The sequence below is a fragment of the Aeromonas sp. ZOR0001 genome, from assembly GCF_000801015.1.
In the GTDB taxonomy this organism is placed as follows: Bacteria; Pseudomonadota; Gammaproteobacteria; order Enterobacterales; family Aeromonadaceae; genus Aeromonas; species Aeromonas veronii.
In genome coordinates this window covers 15,734-32,942 of the sequence record NZ_JRJY01000074.1, presented here as the reverse complement: position 1 = coordinate 32,942, position 17,209 = coordinate 15,734, and the positions used below count along the sequence as shown (strand labels likewise).

Here is a 17,209-nt window from a genome sequence, read left to right as displayed (position 1 = left end):
CAGCCCGATATCCACTACCTCGGCGGGTAGCCGTGGCTCGCCGACCCATGCCTGATAGGGGCCTGCATCCCCCACCGCCAGCGGCGTCACCCCGAGTGCCAGCAGGGTCTCGGCTATGGTCCAGTCGACGGTGGCGATACGGGGTAGCGGCGCAGAGGCGCTCGGAGATGTGTCGGCCTGCGCCGCAAGTGGCAGCAGCAGGCTGATAAGGCAGGGTGCCATCTTCTTCAATAAACGGTTCAAGATAGCCCCCCGGTCAGACGATGGCGATGGGATGAGCATGAGCCGGGTGGCGAATGACCTCCATCGGAATGCCATAGATGGCGTTCAGGGTCTCGCTGGTCATGAGCCCCTCAGGTTCACCGTGGGTGAGCAGGCGGCCGGAGTGGAGCGCCACCAGCCGATCACAGAAGCGGGAGGCCATATTGATGTCGTGAATGACGATGATGACCCCAAGGTTGAGCTGACGGCTCAACTGCTTGACGAGCGTCAGCACCTCCACCTGATGGGCCACATCCAGCGCGGCCAGCGGCTCGTCCAGCAGGATAAAGCGGCTCTCCTGGGCCAGCAGCATCGCCAGCCAGACCCGGCCCCGCTCGCCGCCGGAGAGGGTATCCACCAGCCGTTCGGCAAAGCGTTCGGTATGAGTAAGAGCGATGGCCCGCTCGACCTGACGGTGATCCTCCGCCCCCATCCGGCCCAGCAGGCCACGCCAGGGGTAGCGGCCCATCTCCACCAGCTCCCGCCCGAGCAGATTCTCGGCGCTCGGCAGATGCTGGGGCAGATAGGCCACCTGACGGGCAAACTCCCGGTTGCCCCAGTCGGGCAGCGGCTTGCCATCAAACAGGATCTCGCCGTCGCTGAGGGGTTGCTGGCGTGCCAGCAGCTTGAGCAGGGTCGATTTGCCCGACCCATTGTGGCCGATGAGGCCATAGACCTGTCCCTGCTCGAAACGCAGGTCGGTGGGGTGCAGCAGCGTGCGGTCATTGACCGTGAAGCTGGCTGATTTCATCTCGAACATAAGCAATTCCTGTGCTGGCTTGCCGCCAGTCTCATCAGTGCCGGTATCAAGCCGGCACCTCGCAATCCAGATGGGCGATAGCATCGCGGCTCACTGCGGCACGGCGCGCGCCGGTCAGTTCGGTGAGTTTTCCCTGCCGCATCTCCAGCAGGCGATCGGCCAGCGGGAAGTAGTGATCGTCGTGACTGATGGCAATCACCGTCTTGCCCATATCCTTGAGGCGCGGCAACAGCACCTGATAGAAGATGCGGCGGAACTGGGGATCCTGATCCGCGGCCCACTCATCAAACAGCATCACCTCGCGCTGCTCGGCCAGCGCCAGCAGCAGGGCGACCCGCTTGCGCTGCCCCTGAGAGAGTTCGATATCGGCGATAAAGCCATCCTCGATGGTGAGCTTGCTGCCCATCTGCAACCGCTCCAGCCACTCGGCCACCAGCTCATCCTTGGGTTCCGGCCCCAGCAGGTGCTGGAACAGGTGATAGTCGGTGAAGATGGCGGAGAAGAGCGCCAAATAGCCGTTGCGATCGGTGATCGGCTCACCATCCAGCAGGATCCGGCCCGATACCGGCTGGTAAAGGCCGGTCAGCAGCATGGCCAGCGTCGACTTGCCGGAGCCATTGCCGCCGATGATGAAGATCTGCTCCCCCTTTTCGATGACCAGATCGATGGGGCCAACGGCAAAAGCACCCTCCCCCTGATAGTGAAAGCTCACCTGCTCCAGCTCGATACGCTGCCAGGGTCGGATGGCGGGCGGCAGCGGGAAGTCCGCATCCGGCTCGGCCAGATTGAGGGCGGCGATCTTGTCGAACGCCACCTGAGCGGCAAGCAGGGTCGGCAGGGCGCCAATTCCCTGCAACAGCGGGGTGCGCAGGAACAGCAGGGTCAGGGCGAAGGTGGCGGCCACATTGGTGTTGGCCCAGCCAAGGCCGTTGGCTAGAAAGAAGACCAGACCGATGGCCCCCAGCATCATGATATTCGACCAGTTCACCGCGCTCAGGTGATAGGTGTCGGCGCGAATGATCTGCTGGCGGTAGTCACGGGCATTTTGCTCATAGAGCTGGTGGTAAACGAAGTGAGCCCGCTCGCGGTTGAGCGCCAGCTCCTTGCTGCCGGCGATGATGGCCTGATAGTTCTGATAGAGCCGATCTTCGGCCTGACGCATGTGGGAGAGATGGCGATAAACACGGTTCACCAGCAACCAGCCCACCACCATGGTAATCGTGACCCAGAGCGCGGTCACCCCGAGTAATGCAGGAGAGAGCCAGCCAAGATAAAGGGCAGAGCCCAGCGTGAGTACCAGCCCCTGCACCAGCTCAGGCAGGCGCACGAAGGCAATGGTGATCTGGCCGATATCGCTGGAGAGGGAAGCCAGCAGCGGCCCCTGACCAATCTGGCGGATGCGGGCGACATCGGTATCCAGCAGTTGCTTGAGCAGACGGCCACGCAACCGGTAGACAAAATGGTGACCGAGAGTGGTCAGGGCCAGCTGAGATCCGAGTGTGATCACCAGCAGCAGCACAATCAGGCCGACCAGCTGACCGAGGATCGGCAGCGGATCACCTATAGATTCGATAAGAGACTGATTAATAAAAGCAATGACGCCAATCCCGCTGACGGCACTGAGCAGACTGAGCAGGGTAATGGCGATAAAAGGCCAACGATATTGACGATAAACCAGAGACAAAAGTTCCATAACGGACCGGTATTCCAGAGAGATCAGAACAACTGCGGGTGAAAAGAAGGGCGGGAATCCGGTTCCCGCCCGACTTCGATTACCAGCGGTAGTTGATGCTGCCCACTACGCTGCGCGGCTCGCCGTAGTAGCAGTAGTAGTCACAACTGGCCACGTAGGTTTCACCCAGCAGGTTGTTGACGTTGAGCTGGGCACGCCAGTTCTTGGCAAAGTCATACCCGATCATCGCATCCCAGACGGTATGGGCCGGCACCTCGGCAGAGCCGTATATGGGGGTGAAGTCCGCATTCACGGCGCCAATACCCACGCTGGAACCGATATAACGTACACCGGTACCCAGCTCCAGACCCGAAGCCACCCCTTGCTGCACCTTGTAGTTGCCCCAGAAGGAGGCCTGGTGGCGAGGGATCAGGCTGGCACGGCGATCGCCACTGCCGGTGTCGTTGGTTTTGGCATCTGTGTAGGTATAAGCAGCGGTCAGACGCAGCGCATCTGTCACCTGCACGCTCCCCTCCAGCTCAATCCCCTGGGAGGTCATCTCGCCAGCCTGGGTCTGCTGGCCTGAGCCACTGGAAACCAGTGCGTTACTTTGCTCCAGATCGAACAGCGCCAGATTGATGTAACCGTCGAGGAAGGCAGGCGCATATTTGACGCCTGCTTCATACAATTTTCCCTCACGGGATTTATATGAAGTTTTGGTATTCGGATCGATCCCGGGCAACATCAAGAACGACTCAGAATAAGCAAGATATGGCGAGATGCCGTTGTCGGCCAGATACATCAAGCTGCCGGAAAGGGATAACGCATGATCGTACTGCTTTTCATCTCTATCGTATGTTTTGCTGATGTTATGGGTCTCGACATAGTCAAAGCGACCACCGGCAGTCAGCAGCCAGCGATCGTCCCAACGGATCTGATGCTGAGCATAGAGCCCCTCTTGAGCCATGGTTGTTTTCTGGTAAGTGGCCGTCGACTCGTCAAAACCGGGGAAGCCGCTGTAATCCGGTTTCTGGGTATCTATGGTTCCCATCCATGAGTCCGCTTCCATCCCCTTGTTGACATGACGCTGCAGATCCACCCCAAGCAGCAGGGTCTGCTCGGTGCTGTCGGTGTTCCAGTAGCCCACCATCTGATTATCCATAGTGGCACTCTTGGTATTGCCATCCCGATAGATCATGCCACGGCCACGAACCGGCATATTTTCATCAGGTGTCGCGGGCCAGGCAGCCCAAGGATAGATATAGGTCTGGCGCAGCAGCAGATCGTTATAGTTGAACCGAACCTTCTGCTTGAACTCCCAGCTCTGGTTGAGCTGGTGGGCCAGCTCATAACCGGTGGAGATCTGGGTATTGCGGTTGCGATCGTAATCCGGCTGGCTCAGGTTGGTGGAGGGATCAATCTGGCCACCTGACGTATTCAGGGTGCCATAGACCGGGAAGAAGCCGTTGGTCGGGACCCCTTCGTCGTGCAGGAAGCTGGCCAGCAGGGTCAGGCTGGTACGATCCGAAAGATCGAAGGTGACGCTCGGCGCCAGATAAACCCGATCGTTGTAGGTGCCGGTGAGCATCCCATCACGCTCTTTATAGAGAGCAACCATCCGGTAGCGGCTGCTGTCGGAGAGCGCGTCAGAGACATCCACCCCGACCTGACGATGATCCCGGCTGCCAAGCTGCAGCTCCACCTGCCCTTGCGGCGTGGCGGTCGGTCGCTTGCTGATGGCATTGATCACCCCGCCCGGAGGCGCTACGCCATAGAGCATTGAAGCGGGCCCCTTCAGCACTTCCACACTCTTCAGGCCGAACGGTTCCGGCGTCCAAAGATAGTAACCAGAGCCAAACAGGATGCTTCCATCGAGATAGGAAGCAGCATCGAAGCCACGCACCTTGAACCAGTCGGTGTTGTTGTCGGAACCATAGAGGCCGGTCAATACGCCGGAACGATAGCGAAGCGCCTCATCCAGCTGCAACACGGCGTGCTGATCCAGCTCCTCGCGATTAACTACGGAAACGGCGCGAGGGGTCTCGGCCATCGGCACTTCCACCTTCATGGCCGTACCGGTCACCACCATGGTTTCGCTGGCTTTGGGCAGCTCAGCGGTGGTTTGTTCGGCCATCAGCGGCAGGGAGACGAGCAAACCGGAGAGCGAAAGCACGCCGAAGGCGCCCTTCTTGCCGGGTCCTGTAGTGTATTTTTGCGCAATCATATTAAAGTCTCGTTTATCAATGAGTTATGTTGTTTTAATTGTTATTTGTGGTCGTTTGTCACGACATCACCCTGTTCCATGGGCGAATAAAGCAGCGCAATCCTACTACAGGAGCCGTGATCGAATCGATTCAATAATTGCTAATCATTTGCATCTACATTGTTATCTAGCTGCATCGTTGGCAGGATTTCGCGGGGGATGGGCGTCATCAGGAGAGCCATTAGCGGAGAAGAAAATGGAGAGGAATATAAAGAAGCAGAAAAAAGATCGGCAGGATGGATCCGGTGGCATTATCTGACTGGATCCATTATCCCCAAGCTTTATCCATATTTATCCACACCCTTTGGCGGTAGAATCCGGCTTTCCGTTTCTTTGTCTGAAATCAGGATCCATTCCATGGCCAAACTCAATCTCGTCGTCGGCTCCATGCTGGGCGCCGCCGAATATGTCGCAGACCACGTCGCCAACCTGCTGGAACAGGCTGGCCACCAGACCCGGATCCACAACCCGGCCAAGCTGGCAGAGGTGCTGGATGATGCGGGATCCATCCTGCTGGTGGTCACTTCCACCCATGGTGCCGGGGATGTGCCTGACAACCTGCAACCCTTCGCCAAGGATCTTGCCGAGCAGCATCCGGATCTTAATTCATTGAAATATGGCGTGATCGCCCTTGGTGACAGCAGTTATGACACCTTTTGCCAGGGTGGCAAGACGCTGGATCGGCTGCTGGCCGAGTGCGGAGCCAGCCGGATTGGCGAGCGGCTCGACATTGATGTGACCCAACACGAGATCCCCGAAGATGCCGCAGAAGTGTGGATCCGCGACTGGATGACGATGATCGCCTGATCAGCGTACGGGAGATCCTGAAAAAAAGCTTGATCTCCCCACTTATCCCCAGATCGACTATCCACCATGTTATTAACAGATTGATCCGGGGGAGTTGTTCTACAAGGTTACCCACAACGCCCAGGGGTAATGTGCATAACTATGGTGTAAAGCTCTGCAAAACCTATAGTTATCCATGTATTAGATCCAGACCGACAGACCTCTGTGTATAAAAGTCCTGGTTATCCCCTCGTTCACCGGGCCTGGATCCAAGCTTTTCCACAAGCTGGGATCGTCCTTAAATTAATGATCTTTATGATCAAAAAGTGCTTATCAACAGAAAGGGCGGATCCTAATAAGAGATCCAGTAAAAGATCGATCTAAAGATCCTTAAGATCTAATTAGTGGATCCTCCCTTCATACTGAACGTTAAGTAGACGTTCCCCTCAGGACGCGAAACAGATAGAATGTTCCGCCCTTTAGCCCAGGCAAATAAAGATCTTCAGGCGTGCAGATCAAGGTGATCCCAATGCAATACCATGAACAATTTGATGTGATCGTCGTCGGTGGCGGTCATGCCGGAACCGAAGCAGCAACAGCGGCAGCCCGTATGGGCATGAACACCCTGTTGCTGACCCACAATATCGATACGCTGGGACACATGTCCTGTAATCCGGCGATCGGCGGGATCGGCAAGGGACACCTGGTCAGGGAAGTTGACGCACTCGGCGGGATCATGGCGCGTGCCATTGATCTTGGCGGGATCCAGTTCCGCACCCTCAACTCCTCCAAGGGCCCGGCAGTGCGAGCCACTCGTGCCCAGGCGGATCGCCTGCTCTACAAGGCCGTCGTTCGCCAGATGCTGGAGAACTACCCGAACCTGAAGATCTTCCAGCAGGCCTGTGACGATCTGATCATGGACGGGGATCGTGTTGCCGGTGTGGTCACCCAGAGCGGGATCCGCATCAGCGGCAAGACTGTGGTGCTGACGGTCGGTACCTTCCTGAATGGTTTGATCCACATCGGGATGGAAAACTACAAGGGCGGTCGTGCCGGGGATCCTCCGTCGATCGCATTGGCCCAGCGCCTGCGTGAACTGCCGCTGCGCATCGATCGTCTCAAGACGGGCACCCCGCCGCGCATCGATGCCCGCAGCGTCGATTTCTCCGTCATGCAGGAACAGCACGGCGACGATCCGCGTCCGGTCTTCTCGTTTATCGGCAATGCCAGTCAGCATCCCCGTCAGGTGCCTTGCTACGTCACCCACACCAACGAGCGTACCCACGAGGTGATCCGCAATAACCTGGATCGCAGCCCCATGTACGCCGGGGTGATCGAAGGGATCGGCCCGCGCTACTGCCCGTCGATCGAAGACAAGATCACCCGTTTCGCCGACAAGACGGCGCACCAGATCTTCGTCGAACCGGAAGGCCTGACCACCCACGAACTCTATCCGAACGGGATCTCCACCAGCCTGCCGTTTGACGTGCAGGTGCAGATCGTCCGTTCCGTGCGCGGCTTCGAGAACGCCCACATCACTCGCCCCGGCTATGCCATCGAATATGATTTCTTCGATCCGCGGGATCTCAAGGCCAACATGGAGAGCAAGTGCATTCCAAACCTGTTCTTCGCCGGCCAGATCAACGGCACGACCGGTTACGAAGAGGCGGCGGCACAAGGCCTGATGGCCGGTCTGAACGCGGCATTGCGTGCCCAGGACAAGGATCCCTGGAACCCGCGTCGGGATCAGGCCTACATGGGCGTGATGATGGACGATCTCTCCACTCTGGGGACCCGCGAGCCTTACCGCATGTTCACCAGCCGCGCCGAATATCGCCTGCTGCTGCGTGAAGACAACGCCGATATCCGCCTGACTGCCATCGGTCGCGAGCTGGGTTTGGTGGATGACGAGCGCTGGAGCAAATTCAACGCCAAGATGGAGCAGGTCGAGCTGGAGCGTCAGCGCATGCGTTCAACCTGGATCCACCCGCAACATCCGTCACTGGAAGCGGTCAACGCCCTGGTTAACACCCCGCTGACCCGCGAACAGAGTCTGGAAGAGCTGCTGCGTCGCCCCGAGGTGACCTATGATGCGCTGATGGCCATCGAAGGGGTCGGTCCTGCTGTGACCGATCCTGCCGCGGCCGAACAGGTTGAGATCCAAATCAAGTACGCCGGTTACATCGAGCGTCAGCACGATGAAGTGGAAAAGCAGCTGCGCAACGAGAACACCCTGCTGCCGCTGGATCTGGACTATCGCGAGGTGAACGGCCTCTCCAACGAGGTGAAAGCCAAGCTGAACGATGCCAAGCCGCAGACCATTGGTCAGGCTTCCCGCATCTCCGGCATCACCCCGGCGGCCATCTCCATCCTGCTGGTTCACCTGAAAAAACACGGCCTGCTGCGTAAAACCGCCTGAGGATTCTTACCGTTGGAAAATATGCTGGAAAGATTGAACGGCCTGCTCAAGCAGGCCGAAATTGTTATCACCGATACCCAAAAGAGCCAACTGGTGCAGTTGGTCGAGTTGCTGCACAAGTGGAACAAGGCTTACAATCTCACCTCGGTGCGAGAGCCGGACGCCATGCTGGTCAAGCATATCCTCGATAGCCTGGTGGTAAGCCCCCACTTGCACGGTGAGCGCTTCATCGACGTGGGGACAGGTCCCGGCCTGCCGGGATTGCCGCTGGCGATCATCAATCCGGACAAGCAGTTCGTCCTGCTCGACAGTCTGGGCAAGCGGATCAACTTCATCCGCCAGGTGATCCAGGAGCTGGGTCTGACCAATGTGACGCCGGTCAAATCCCGGGTTGAAGAGTATCAACCTGAGGTGGGGTTTGATGGTGTACTGAGTCGGGCATTTGCCTCGCTGGAGGATATGCTGAGCTGGTGTCACCACCTGCCGTCAGAACAGGGCAGCTTCCTGGCGCTCAAGGGACAATATCCCGAGCCGGAGCTGGCCCAGTTACCTGCCAATATCCGTCTGGTAGCCTGTCATGAGTTGCGGGTGCCGGAGCTGGAAGGCGAACGTCATCTGCTGGAATTCAAACATATCCAGCCCGAATAGGGTCGCAGTTTCATTTAGGGGATCGTGTGGGAAAAGTCATCGCCATAGCCAACCAGAAGGGTGGAGTGGGTAAAACCACCACCTGTGTGAATCTGGCCGCCTCCATGGCTGCCACCCGGCGCAAGGTGCTGGTGATCGATCTGGATCCGCAGGGCAATGCCACCATGGGCAGCGGTGTCGACAAGTATGATGTCGAGCGCACCGCCTATGAGCTGCTGATCGAGGATGCCCCCATCAGCGAAGTGATCATCCCCGAAACCACCGGGGGCTATCACCTGATTGCCGCCAACGCCGACGTGACCGCTGCTGAAATCCGTCTGATGGAATTTTTCGCCCGTGAAATCCGCCTGCGTAATGCGCTGGCTTCGGTGCGGGACAAATACGACTACGTCTTCATCGACTGCCCGCCCTCTCTCAACATGCTGACCGTGAACGCCATGGCCGCCGCCGACTCCGTGCTGGTGCCCATGCAGTGCGAATATTACGCGCTGGAGGGGCTCACCGCCCTGGTCGACACCATCAGCAAGCTGGCCGCCGTGGTCAATCCGGATCTCAAGATCGAAGGGGTGCTGCGCACCATGTTCGATCACCGCAACCGGCTGGCCAATGATGTGTCCGATCAGCTAAAACAGCACTTTGGCGACAAAGTCTACCGCACCATCATTCCCCGCAACGTTAGACTGGCTGAGGCCCCGAGTTTCGGTGCCCCGGCCATGCACTATGACAAATCATCGGTGGGCGCCAAGGCCTACCTGGCTCTGGCTGGCGAGATCCTGCGCCGCCAGGAGCAGGAACGTCAGGCGACCATCGCAGACCGAGAGAGCATATGACTCCGAAAAAACGTGGACTGGGCAAGGGGCTGGATGCCCTGCTCAGTACCAGCACGGCTGCCCGCCAGAAACAGGTGATGAGCGATCAACGTACTGAAGAGGCCATGGCCCCCACCAATCAGGGCGAGCTGCGCAAGCTGCCGGTGGAGTGGTTGCAGTCCGGCAAGTACCAGCCCCGCAAAGACATGTCCCAGGATGCACTGGAAGAGCTTGCCAACTCCATCCGCGCCCAGGGGGTGATCCAGCCCATCGTGGTACGCCCTCTCGGCGAACAATCCTTCGAAATCATTGCCGGTGAGCGGCGCTGGCGCGCGTCCCAGCTGGCGCGGCTTGAGGTGGTGCCCTGTATCGTCAAGGATGTACCCGACGAGGCTGCCGTCGCCATCGCGCTGATTGAGAATATTCAGCGGGAAGACCTCAATGCCATCGAAGAGGCGGTCGCTCTACAAAGACTGCTGACCGAATTTGAACTCACCCACCAGCAGGTGGCCGAGGCGGTGGGCAAGTCCCGCACCACGGTGACCAACCTGTTGCGTCTCAACCAGCTCAACGACGACGTGAAGCGTTTCGTCGAGCATGGCGACCTCGACATGGGCCATGCCCGTGCCCTGCTGGCTCTGAGCGGCCAGGCCCAGTCTGAACTGGCCAAGCTGGTTGCCCAGAAAGGGCTGACCGTGCGCGATACCGAGAAGCTGGTGCAAAAAGCGCTCGAACCGGCAAAAGCCAGGGTCGAACCGGCCCGTGATCCGCAGATCGGCTACCTGGAGCGCCAACTGGCAGAAAAAATTGGCAATCAGGTGCAACTTCAGCCTGGCAAGCGGGATAGCGGGAAGTTAGTAATAAGTTACGAGAATTTGTCCGATTTGGACCGTATATTGGGCTATTTTGGCGTGTCGGAATCGTGATTTTTACGCTTTTTGTAGTAATAAAACATCCATTCCTTTTGATATGACCATAACCCTGATTTGCCGCGGAAAGCCGCAAAAATTAAGGATTTTTGTCATATTGCAATAGCTGCCCTCAAGGGTATAATTTGACCGGCTTTAAGAGCTGTTAACATGGGGTCTTCGGATCCCGATTTTTTACAGTTCTGTAATGTTCAGGGGTAGGTTGGTGAAGCAGAAAATAGCCTTGGAAGGTTTGACACTGGCCTGGGTTATGCTCGTTTGTCAGCTCATCCTGATCCTGGCGATGAGTGCCGTCTGGTTTTACCTGACTGGTGCCAGCGCCGGTTATTCCGCCCTCTACGGAGGGGGGATGTACTGGGTTCCTCAAGCCTTGTTTACTGTCTGGGTGCTGCGCCGCAAGGTGACAACCGAGAGTGTGGGCCTGGTTTTGCGGGACTTTTATGGTGGGGCAGGGATTAAGCTCATTTCTACAACAGGTCTATTCGCCCTGATGTTTGGTGCGGGAGTCGAGGTCGTTACCGTCTCGTTTTTCGCCACTTATATCCTCGCCCTCGTTGTACAGTGGATGGTTTCATTCACGCTTAACAACCACTATTAGGAAAACTCATGTCTGCAACCGGAGAAGTCCTGACTCCTCAGGGATATATCTCCCACCACCTGACCCACCTTCAAGTCGGGTCCGGGTTCTGGACGGTCAATATCGACTCAATGGTATTTTCCGTCGTGCTAGGCGCCCTGTTTATCCTGCTGTTCCGCAAAGTAGCCGTTAACGCTACCAGCGGGGTGCCGGGTAAGCTGCAGTGCTTTGTGGAGATGCTGGTCGAGTTTGTGAATGGTAACGTCAAAGACATCTTTCACGGTCGCAACAAGGTCATCGCACCTTTGGGGCTGACGGTGTTTGTGTGGATCTTCCTGATGAACTTCATGGATCTGATCCCCGTTGACTTTATCCCTCACGCTGCACAATTGATGGGTATTCCCTATCTGCGTGTGGTTCCCTCTGCTGACGTTAACATCACCATGTCCATGGCTTTGGGCGTGTTCTTCTTGATCCTGTATTACAGCATCAAGGTCAAGGGTATCGGCGGGTTTGTGAAGGAGCTGACGCTTCAGCCTTTCAACCACCCGGCGGCCATCCCGGTTAACCTCATCCTGGAAACTGTTACGCTGATTTCCAAACCTGTTTCTCTGGGTCTTCGACTGTTCGGCAACATGTATGCTGGCGAACTGATCTTTATCCTGATTGCTGGTTTGTTACCCTGGTGGTCACAGTGGATCCTGTCCGTGCCTTGGGCAATTTTCCACATCCTGATCATCACTTTGCAGGCATTCATTTTCATGGTTCTGACCATCGTCTATCTGTCGATGGCGCAGGAAGACCATGGTTGATGCAACTCAAATAATCCTTTTTATACAATCAATTACATCTAAATAACTGGAGATCCTCATGGAAAACTTGAACATGGACCTGCTGTACATCGCTGCTGCAATGATGATGGGTCTGGCTGCTATCGGCGCTTCCATCGGTATCGGTATCCTGGGTGGCAAGTTCCTGGAAGGTGCTGCTCGTCAACCGGATCTGATCCCTGTTCTGCGTACCCAGTTCTTCATCGTAATGGGTCTGGTGGATGCGATCCCGATGATCGCCGTTGGTCTGGGTCTGTACGTGATGTTTGCGGTTGCTGGCTAAGTCGTTACGACTCTCCAGGCATAACCCATTAACTAACTTAAGAGGACATCGGCTGTGAATATCAATGCCACCCTCCTCGGCCAAGCTTTTGCTTTTTTCTTCTTCGTAGTGTTTTGCATGAAGTACGTATGGCCGCCGCTGATTGCAGCCATCGAAGCCCGTCAGAAAGCTATTGCTGACGGTCTCTCTTCTGCCGAACGTGCCAAGAAAGATCTGGATTTGGCCAAGGCCAACGCCACCGATCAGCTGAAAGAAGCCAAGCTGCAGGCTGCTGAAATCATTGAACAGGCTAACAAACGTAAAGCCCAGATCATTGATGAAGCTGCCGCTGGTGCCCAGTCTGAGCGGGAAAAAATCCTGGCTCAGGGCCGTGCCGAGATCGAAGCTGAACGTCATCGTGCCAAAGAAGAACTGCGTAAGCAGGTTGCTGCTCTTGCCATTGCTGGTGCAGAGAAGATCCTGGCGCGTCAAATCGACCAGGCTGCCAACAGCGACATCGTCGACAAACTGGTAGCAGAACTGTAACGGGAACGGGGCTATGTCTGAACTGACTACAATCGCTCGCCCCTACGCCAAGGCTGCTTTCGAGTTTGCCGTTGAGCACAAGGCGGTTGACCAGTGGCTGGGTATGCTCGGTTTCGCTGCGCAAGTAGTGGAAAACGAGACCATGCACAACCTGGTAAACGGCTCTGTGGCCGCCGAAGAGCTGGCAACGCTGTTTGTCGGTGTCTGCGGTGAGCAACTCGACGTGCATGGCCAGAACCTGATCCGGGTGATGGCCGAGAATGGTCGCTTGGGTGTGCTGCCGGCGGTCGTTGCTGAATTTGTAGCGTTCAAAGCTGAACTGGATAAAGAGGTTCAGGCTGACGTGATTTCGGCGATCGAACTGACCGACCAGCAGAAAGCCAATATTCAGGCTTCTCTGGAACAACGTCTCGCGCGCAAAGTGAAGCTGAATTGCAGCATCGATGCGTCCTTGATGGCCGGGGTGCTCATCAAGGCCGGTGATCTGGTAATCGACGGCACAGTCCGCGGTAAGCTGGATCGCATGGCTGACGCGCTGCAATCTTGATTGGGGTATTAGAGCATGCAACTGAATTCCACTGAAATCGCCGAGCTGATCAAGCAGCGCATTGCGCAGTTTGATGTAAAGAGCGAAGCGCGTAACGAAGGTACTATCGTCTCTGTGAGCGACGGTATCATTCGTATTCACGGCCTGGCTGATGCCATGCAGGGTGAGATGATCGAGCTGCCGGGCAACCGCTACGCTCTGGCATTGAACCTGGAGCGTGACTCCGTCGGTGCGGTGATTATGGGTTCCTATGACGGTCTGTCAGAAGGAATGAAAGTAAAAGGTACTGGCCGTATTCTGGAAGTGCCGGTAGGTCGTGGTCTGTTGGGCCGGGTGTTGAACACCCTGGGTCAGCCGATCGACGGTAAAGGTCCGATCGACAACGACGGCTTCTCGCCGATCGAAGTGATCGCACCGGGCGTTATCGAGCGTAAGTCTGTTGACCAGCCGGTCCAGACCGGTCTGAAAGCCATCGATGCCATGATCCCAATCGGTCGTGGCCAGCGTGAGCTGATCATCGGTGACCGTCAGGTTGGTAAGACCGCCATCGCGATCGACACCATCATCAACCAGAAAGATTCCGGCATTAAGTGTGTCTACGTTGCGATTGGCCAGAAGGCCTCCACCATCGCCAACGTGGTGCGCAAGCTGGAAGAGCACGGCGCCCTGGCCAACACCATCGTGGTCGTTGCCTCTGCCTCCGAAGCGGCTGCTCTGCAGTACCTGGCTCCGTATGCCGGTTGCTCCATGGGTGAGTACTTCCGTGACCGCGGTGAAGACGCGCTGATCATCTATGATGACCTGTCCAAGCAGGCCGTAGCTTATCGCCAGATCTCCCTGCTGCTGCGCCGTCCGCCAGGACGTGAAGCCTACCCGGGTGACGTTTTCTATCTGCACTCCCGTCTGCTGGAGCGTGCTGCTCGCGTTAACGCCGAGTATGTAGAGAAGTTCACCAAGGGTGAAGTGAAAGGCAAAACCGGTTCTTTGACCGCTCTGCCAATCATCGAAACCCAGGCGGGTGACGTATCTGCGTTCGTTCCGACCAACGTGATCTCCATCACCGATGGTCAGATCTTCCTGACTTCACAGCTGTTCAACTCCGGTATTCGTCCGGCGGTTGACCCGGGTATCTCTGTATCCCGTGTAGGTGGCGCTGCTCAGACCAAGATCGTTAAGAAGCTGTCCGGTGGTATCCGTACCGCGCTGGCCCAGTATCGCGAACTGGCGGCATTCGCCCAGTTCTCTTCCGATCTGGACGAGGCGACTCGCAAGCAGCTGGATCATGGTGTGAAAGTGACTGAGCTGATGAAGCAGAAGCAGTACTCTCCGCTGAGCGTGGCTCACCAGTCTCTGGTGCTGTTCGCCGCCGAGAAAGGCTATCTCTCCGATGTCGAGCTGAACAAAATCGTCGACTTCGAAGCCGCTCTGCTCTCTTACGCCAATACCCAGCATGCCGAGCTGATGGCTGAAATCAATGCCAAAGCCGACTACAACGACGCGATCGTTGGCAAGCTGACTGCGTTGCTGGATAGCTTCAAAGCAACCCAGACCTGGTAAGCGTGTGTGGCAGCGTGAGCTGCCACTTGATGGAGAGTAAGAGATGGCCGGCGCAAAAGAGATACGTAACAAGATCGGGAGTGTGAAAAACACTCAGAAGATCACCGGCGCTATGGAAATGGTGGCAGCAAGCAAAATGCGCCGTGCGCAGGAACGCATGTCTGCCAGCCGTCCGTACGCTGAAACCATGCGCAAGGTGATCGGCCATATCGCTCAGGGGAACCTGGAATACAAGCACCCCTACCTCATCGAACGTGAGGTCAAGCGAGTGGGTTACATCGTCGTCTCCACCGACCGTGGCCTGTGTGGTGGTCTGAACATCAACCTGTTCAAGGCTGCCCTCAATGATATGAAGCAATGGAGCGCGAAAGGTGCCAAGGTTGACCTGGCACTGATCGGTAACAAGGCCTCCAACTTCTTTGAACGGCACGGCGCCAAGGTTAAAGCTCATGTCGCAGGACTGGGCGATAGTCCGAGCGTCAATGACCTGATTGGTTCAGTCAAGGTCATGCTGAAGGCTTACGACAACGGTGAGATTGACAAGCTGTATCTGGTGTACAACAAGTTCGTCAACACCATGGTGCAGCAACCACGGGTCGATCAACTGCTGCCTTTGCCCGTAACTGAAGACAGCAAGCTCGCCAAGAAACACCACTGGGATTACCTCTATGAGCCGGATCCCAAGAAGCTGCTGGATACCCTGCTGGTTCGCTACGTCGAATCTCAGGTTTACCAGGGTGTAGTGGAAAACTTGGCAAGTGAACAGGCAGCCCGAATGGTTGCCATGCAAGCCGCGACTGACAACGCCGGTAACCTGATTAACGATCTGCAACTGGTATACAACAAGGCCCGTCAGGCCAGTATTACCCAGGAGCTGACAGAGATCGTATCCGGTGCTGCTGCGGTGTAAGGCAAGGGTTATCAAAGGTTTAGAGGATTTGACATGAGTAACGGTTTCATCGTCCAAATCATCGGCGCTGTGGTGGACATCGAGTTCCCGCAGAATGCCGTGCCCCAGGTGTACGATGCACTGAAGGTCGTTAGCGAAGGTCAAGGCCAGGGTCTGGTGCTGGAAGTTCAGCAACAGATCGGTGGCGGCGTCGTTCGTTGCATCACCATGGGCTCCTCCGACGGTCTGCGTCGTGGGTTGGAAGTAGTGAATAGCGGTAAATCCATCCAGGTTCCGGTCGGTACTGCGACTCTGGGTCGGATCATGAACGTACTGGGCGAGCCAATCGACGAAAAAGGTCCGATCGGTGAAGAAGAGTGCTGGTCTATCCACCGCGCTGCCCCCAGCTACGAAGATCAGTCCAACAGCAACGATCTGCTGGAGACCGGCATCAAGGTTATCGACCTGGTATGCCCGTTCGCCAAGGGTGGTAAGGTTGGTCTGTTCGGTGGTGCCGGTGTAGGCAAAACCGTAAACATGATGGAGCTGATCCGTAACATCGCGATCGAGCACAGTGGTTACTCTGTGTTCGCCGGTGTTGGTGAGCGTACCCGTGAGGGTAACGACTTCTACCACGAGATGATGGAGTCCAACGTACTGGACAAAGTATCTCTGGTTTACGGTCAGATGAACGAGCCGCCCGGAAACCGTCTGCGCGTTGCGCTGACCGGCCTGACCATGGCCGAGAAGTTCCGTGACGAGGGTCGTGACGTGCTGTTCTTCGTGGACAACATCTACCGTTACACCCTGGCCGGTACTGAAGTATCCGCACTGCTGGGCCGTATGCCTTCCGCAGTAGGTTACCAGCCGACCCTGGCCGAGGAGATGGGTGTTCTGCAAGAACGTATCACCTCCACCAAGACCGGTTCCATCACCTCCGTACAGGCCGTTTACGTTCCTGCGGATGACTTGACTGACCCGTCTCCGGCGACCACCTTCGCCCACCTGGATGCGACCGTGGTACTGTCCCGTCAGATCGCGGCACTGGGTATCTACCCAGCCGTTGACCCGCTGGACTCTACCTCTCGTCAGCTGGATCCGCTGGTCGTTGGCAAAGAGCACTACGAGACCGCTCGTGGCGTTCAAACCGTACTGCAGCGCTACAAAGAGCTGAAGGACATCATCGCCATCCTGGGTATGGATGAACTGTCAGAAGAAGACAAACTGACCGTAGCCCGTGCCCGTAAGATCGAGCGTTTCCTGTCCCAGCCGTTCTTCGTAGCAGAAGTGTTTACCGGTTCTCCGGGTAAATACGTGCCGCTGAAAGAGACCATCCGTGGTTTCCAGGGCATCCTGAAAGGCGAGTATGACGATCTGCCCGAGCAGGCGTTCTACATGGTTGGCGGTATCGACGAAGTCGTCGAGAAATCCAAAAAACTGTAAGCCTCGACAGG

16 protein-coding genes and 1 pseudogene are annotated in these 17,209 nt (G+C 56.8%); 13 read left to right on the top strand and 4 right to left on the bottom strand.

Features of this window, described 5'->3' with window-relative positions:
* The 4 genes and pseudogenes from L972_RS21845 to L972_RS09370 all read right to left on the bottom strand — a co-directional run.
* A pseudogene (locus L972_RS21845) lies at positions 1-222 on the bottom strand (iron-siderophore ABC transporter substrate-binding protein); the annotation flags it as partial.
* A 34-nt stretch (positions 223-256) separates the two neighbouring features.
* Positions 257-1,021 carry an ATP-binding cassette domain-containing protein gene (locus tag L972_RS09380; protein WP_047437766.1) on the bottom strand — a complete coding sequence of 255 codons (765 nt, stop codon included), beginning with the start codon at positions 1,019-1,021 and terminating at the stop codon, positions 257-259.
* Positions 1,022-1,067: 46 nt separating this feature from the next.
* Entirely contained in the window at positions 1,068-2,714 is a 1,647-nt protein-coding gene (locus tag L972_RS09375; RefSeq protein ID WP_047437765.1) for a multidrug ABC transporter permease/ATP-binding protein, read from the bottom strand.
* A gap of 79 nt (positions 2,715-2,793) precedes the next feature.
* On the bottom strand, positions 2,794-4,917 hold the full coding sequence (locus L972_RS09370; protein WP_047437763.1) for a TonB-dependent siderophore receptor: 2,124 nt from the start codon (positions 4,915-4,917) through the stop codon (positions 2,794-2,796).
* Positions 4,918-5,313: 396 nt separating this feature from the next.
* On the opposite strand from L972_RS09370, the gene mioC reads away from it, so the two are divergent.
* The 13 genes from mioC (at position 5,314) to atpD (ending at position 17,198) form a co-directional block, all read left to right on the top strand.
* A complete protein-coding gene (gene mioC, locus L972_RS09365) occupies positions 5,314-5,763 on the top strand; it encodes an FMN-binding protein MioC (RefSeq protein WP_033138545.1) in 450 nt (149 codons plus the stop codon).
* 508 nt (positions 5,764-6,271) lie between these two features.
* Positions 6,272-8,161, top strand: coding sequence for a tRNA uridine-5-carboxymethylaminomethyl(34) synthesis enzyme MnmG (gene mnmG / locus L972_RS09360; RefSeq protein WP_047437787.1), 1,890 nt, complete (start codon positions 6,272-6,274; stop codon positions 8,159-8,161).
* Positions 8,162-8,182: 21 nt separating this feature from the next.
* A complete protein-coding gene (gene rsmG, locus L972_RS09355) occupies positions 8,183-8,809 on the top strand; it encodes a 16S rRNA (guanine(527)-N(7))-methyltransferase RsmG (RefSeq protein ID WP_047437785.1) in 627 nt (208 codons plus the stop codon).
* A 26-nt stretch (positions 8,810-8,835) separates the two neighbouring features.
* Complete coding sequence (locus tag L972_RS09350) at positions 8,836-9,639, top strand: ParA family protein (protein ID WP_005342341.1); 804 nt, start codon at positions 8,836-8,838, stop codon at positions 9,637-9,639.
* Entirely contained in the window at positions 9,636-10,544 is a 909-nt protein-coding gene (locus L972_RS09345) for a ParB/RepB/Spo0J family partition protein (protein WP_005342343.1), read from the top strand. Before L972_RS09350 ends, L972_RS09345 begins: the two co-directional genes overlap by 4 nt.
* 190 nt (positions 10,545-10,734) lie before the next feature.
* Entirely contained in the window at positions 10,735-11,145 is a 411-nt protein-coding gene (locus L972_RS09340; RefSeq protein ID WP_047437761.1) for an ATP synthase subunit I, read from the top strand.
* Positions 11,146-11,153: 8 nt separating this feature from the next.
* A complete protein-coding gene (atpB, locus tag L972_RS09335; RefSeq protein ID WP_005339335.1) occupies positions 11,154-11,936 on the top strand; it encodes a F0F1 ATP synthase subunit A in 783 nt (260 codons plus the stop codon).
* A 58-nt stretch (positions 11,937-11,994) separates the two neighbouring features.
* Positions 11,995-12,237: a F0F1 ATP synthase subunit C gene (atpE, locus tag L972_RS09330; RefSeq protein WP_005307205.1), complete on the top strand. Its 243-nt coding sequence runs from the start codon at positions 11,995-11,997 to the stop codon at positions 12,235-12,237.
* Between the two features lie 54 nt (positions 12,238-12,291).
* Positions 12,292-12,762 (top strand): F0F1 ATP synthase subunit B, encoded by a 471-nt coding sequence (atpF, locus tag L972_RS09325; RefSeq protein WP_040068442.1) that lies wholly within the window; start codon positions 12,292-12,294, stop codon positions 12,760-12,762.
* Between the two features lie 13 nt (positions 12,763-12,775).
* The gene (gene atpH, locus L972_RS09320) at positions 12,776-13,309 is read left to right on the top strand and encodes a F0F1 ATP synthase subunit delta (protein ID WP_005339341.1); all 534 of its coding nucleotides are present in this window, start codon (positions 12,776-12,778) and stop codon (positions 13,307-13,309) included.
* Positions 13,310-13,324: 15 nt separating this feature from the next.
* Positions 13,325-14,866, top strand: coding sequence for a F0F1 ATP synthase subunit alpha (atpA, locus tag L972_RS09315; RefSeq protein WP_005339342.1), 1,542 nt, complete (start codon positions 13,325-13,327; stop codon positions 14,864-14,866).
* Between the two features lie 43 nt (positions 14,867-14,909).
* On the top strand, positions 14,910-15,776 hold the full coding sequence (gene atpG, locus L972_RS09310) for a F0F1 ATP synthase subunit gamma (RefSeq protein ID WP_005339343.1): 867 nt from the start codon (positions 14,910-14,912) through the stop codon (positions 15,774-15,776).
* 33 nt (positions 15,777-15,809) lie between these two features.
* Positions 15,810-17,198: a F0F1 ATP synthase subunit beta gene (gene atpD / locus L972_RS09305; protein WP_005339344.1), complete on the top strand. Its 1,389-nt coding sequence runs from the start codon at positions 15,810-15,812 to the stop codon at positions 17,196-17,198.
* Positions 17,199-17,209: the final 11 nt, after the last annotated feature.

What these genes read in the sequence shown, in the direction of transcription:
- L972_RS09380 (WP_047437766.1), bottom strand. Translation starts at nt 1,021, where the DNA reads ATGTTCGAGATGAAATCAGCCAGCTTCACGGTCAATGACCGCACGCTG.
- L972_RS09375 (WP_047437765.1), bottom strand. Translation starts at nt 2,714, where the DNA reads ATGGAACTTTTGTCTCTGGTTTATCGTCAATATCGTTGGCCTTTTATC.
- L972_RS09370 (WP_047437763.1), bottom strand. Translation starts at nt 4,917, where the DNA reads ATGATTGCGCAAAAATACACTACAGGACCCGGCAAGAAGGGCGCCTTC.
- mioC (WP_033138545.1), top strand. Translation starts at nt 5,314, where the DNA reads ATGGCCAAACTCAATCTCGTCGTCGGCTCCATGCTGGGCGCCGCCGAA.
- mnmG (WP_047437787.1), top strand. Translation starts at nt 6,272, where the DNA reads ATGCAATACCATGAACAATTTGATGTGATCGTCGTCGGTGGCGGTCAT.
- rsmG (WP_047437785.1), top strand. Translation starts at nt 8,183, where the DNA reads ATGCTGGAAAGATTGAACGGCCTGCTCAAGCAGGCCGAAATTGTTATC.
- L972_RS09345 (WP_005342343.1), top strand. Translation starts at nt 9,636, where the DNA reads ATGACTCCGAAAAAACGTGGACTGGGCAAGGGGCTGGATGCCCTGCTC.
- L972_RS09340 (WP_047437761.1), top strand. Translation starts at nt 10,735, where the DNA reads ATGTTCAGGGGTAGGTTGGTGAAGCAGAAAATAGCCTTGGAAGGTTTG.
- atpB (WP_005339335.1), top strand. Translation starts at nt 11,154, where the DNA reads ATGTCTGCAACCGGAGAAGTCCTGACTCCTCAGGGATATATCTCCCAC.
- atpE (WP_005307205.1), top strand. Translation starts at nt 11,995, where the DNA reads ATGGAAAACTTGAACATGGACCTGCTGTACATCGCTGCTGCAATGATG.
- atpH (WP_005339341.1), top strand. Translation starts at nt 12,776, where the DNA reads ATGTCTGAACTGACTACAATCGCTCGCCCCTACGCCAAGGCTGCTTTC.
- atpA (WP_005339342.1), top strand. Translation starts at nt 13,325, where the DNA reads ATGCAACTGAATTCCACTGAAATCGCCGAGCTGATCAAGCAGCGCATT.
- atpG (WP_005339343.1), top strand. Translation starts at nt 14,910, where the DNA reads ATGGCCGGCGCAAAAGAGATACGTAACAAGATCGGGAGTGTGAAAAAC.
- atpD (WP_005339344.1), top strand. Translation starts at nt 15,810, where the DNA reads ATGAGTAACGGTTTCATCGTCCAAATCATCGGCGCTGTGGTGGACATC.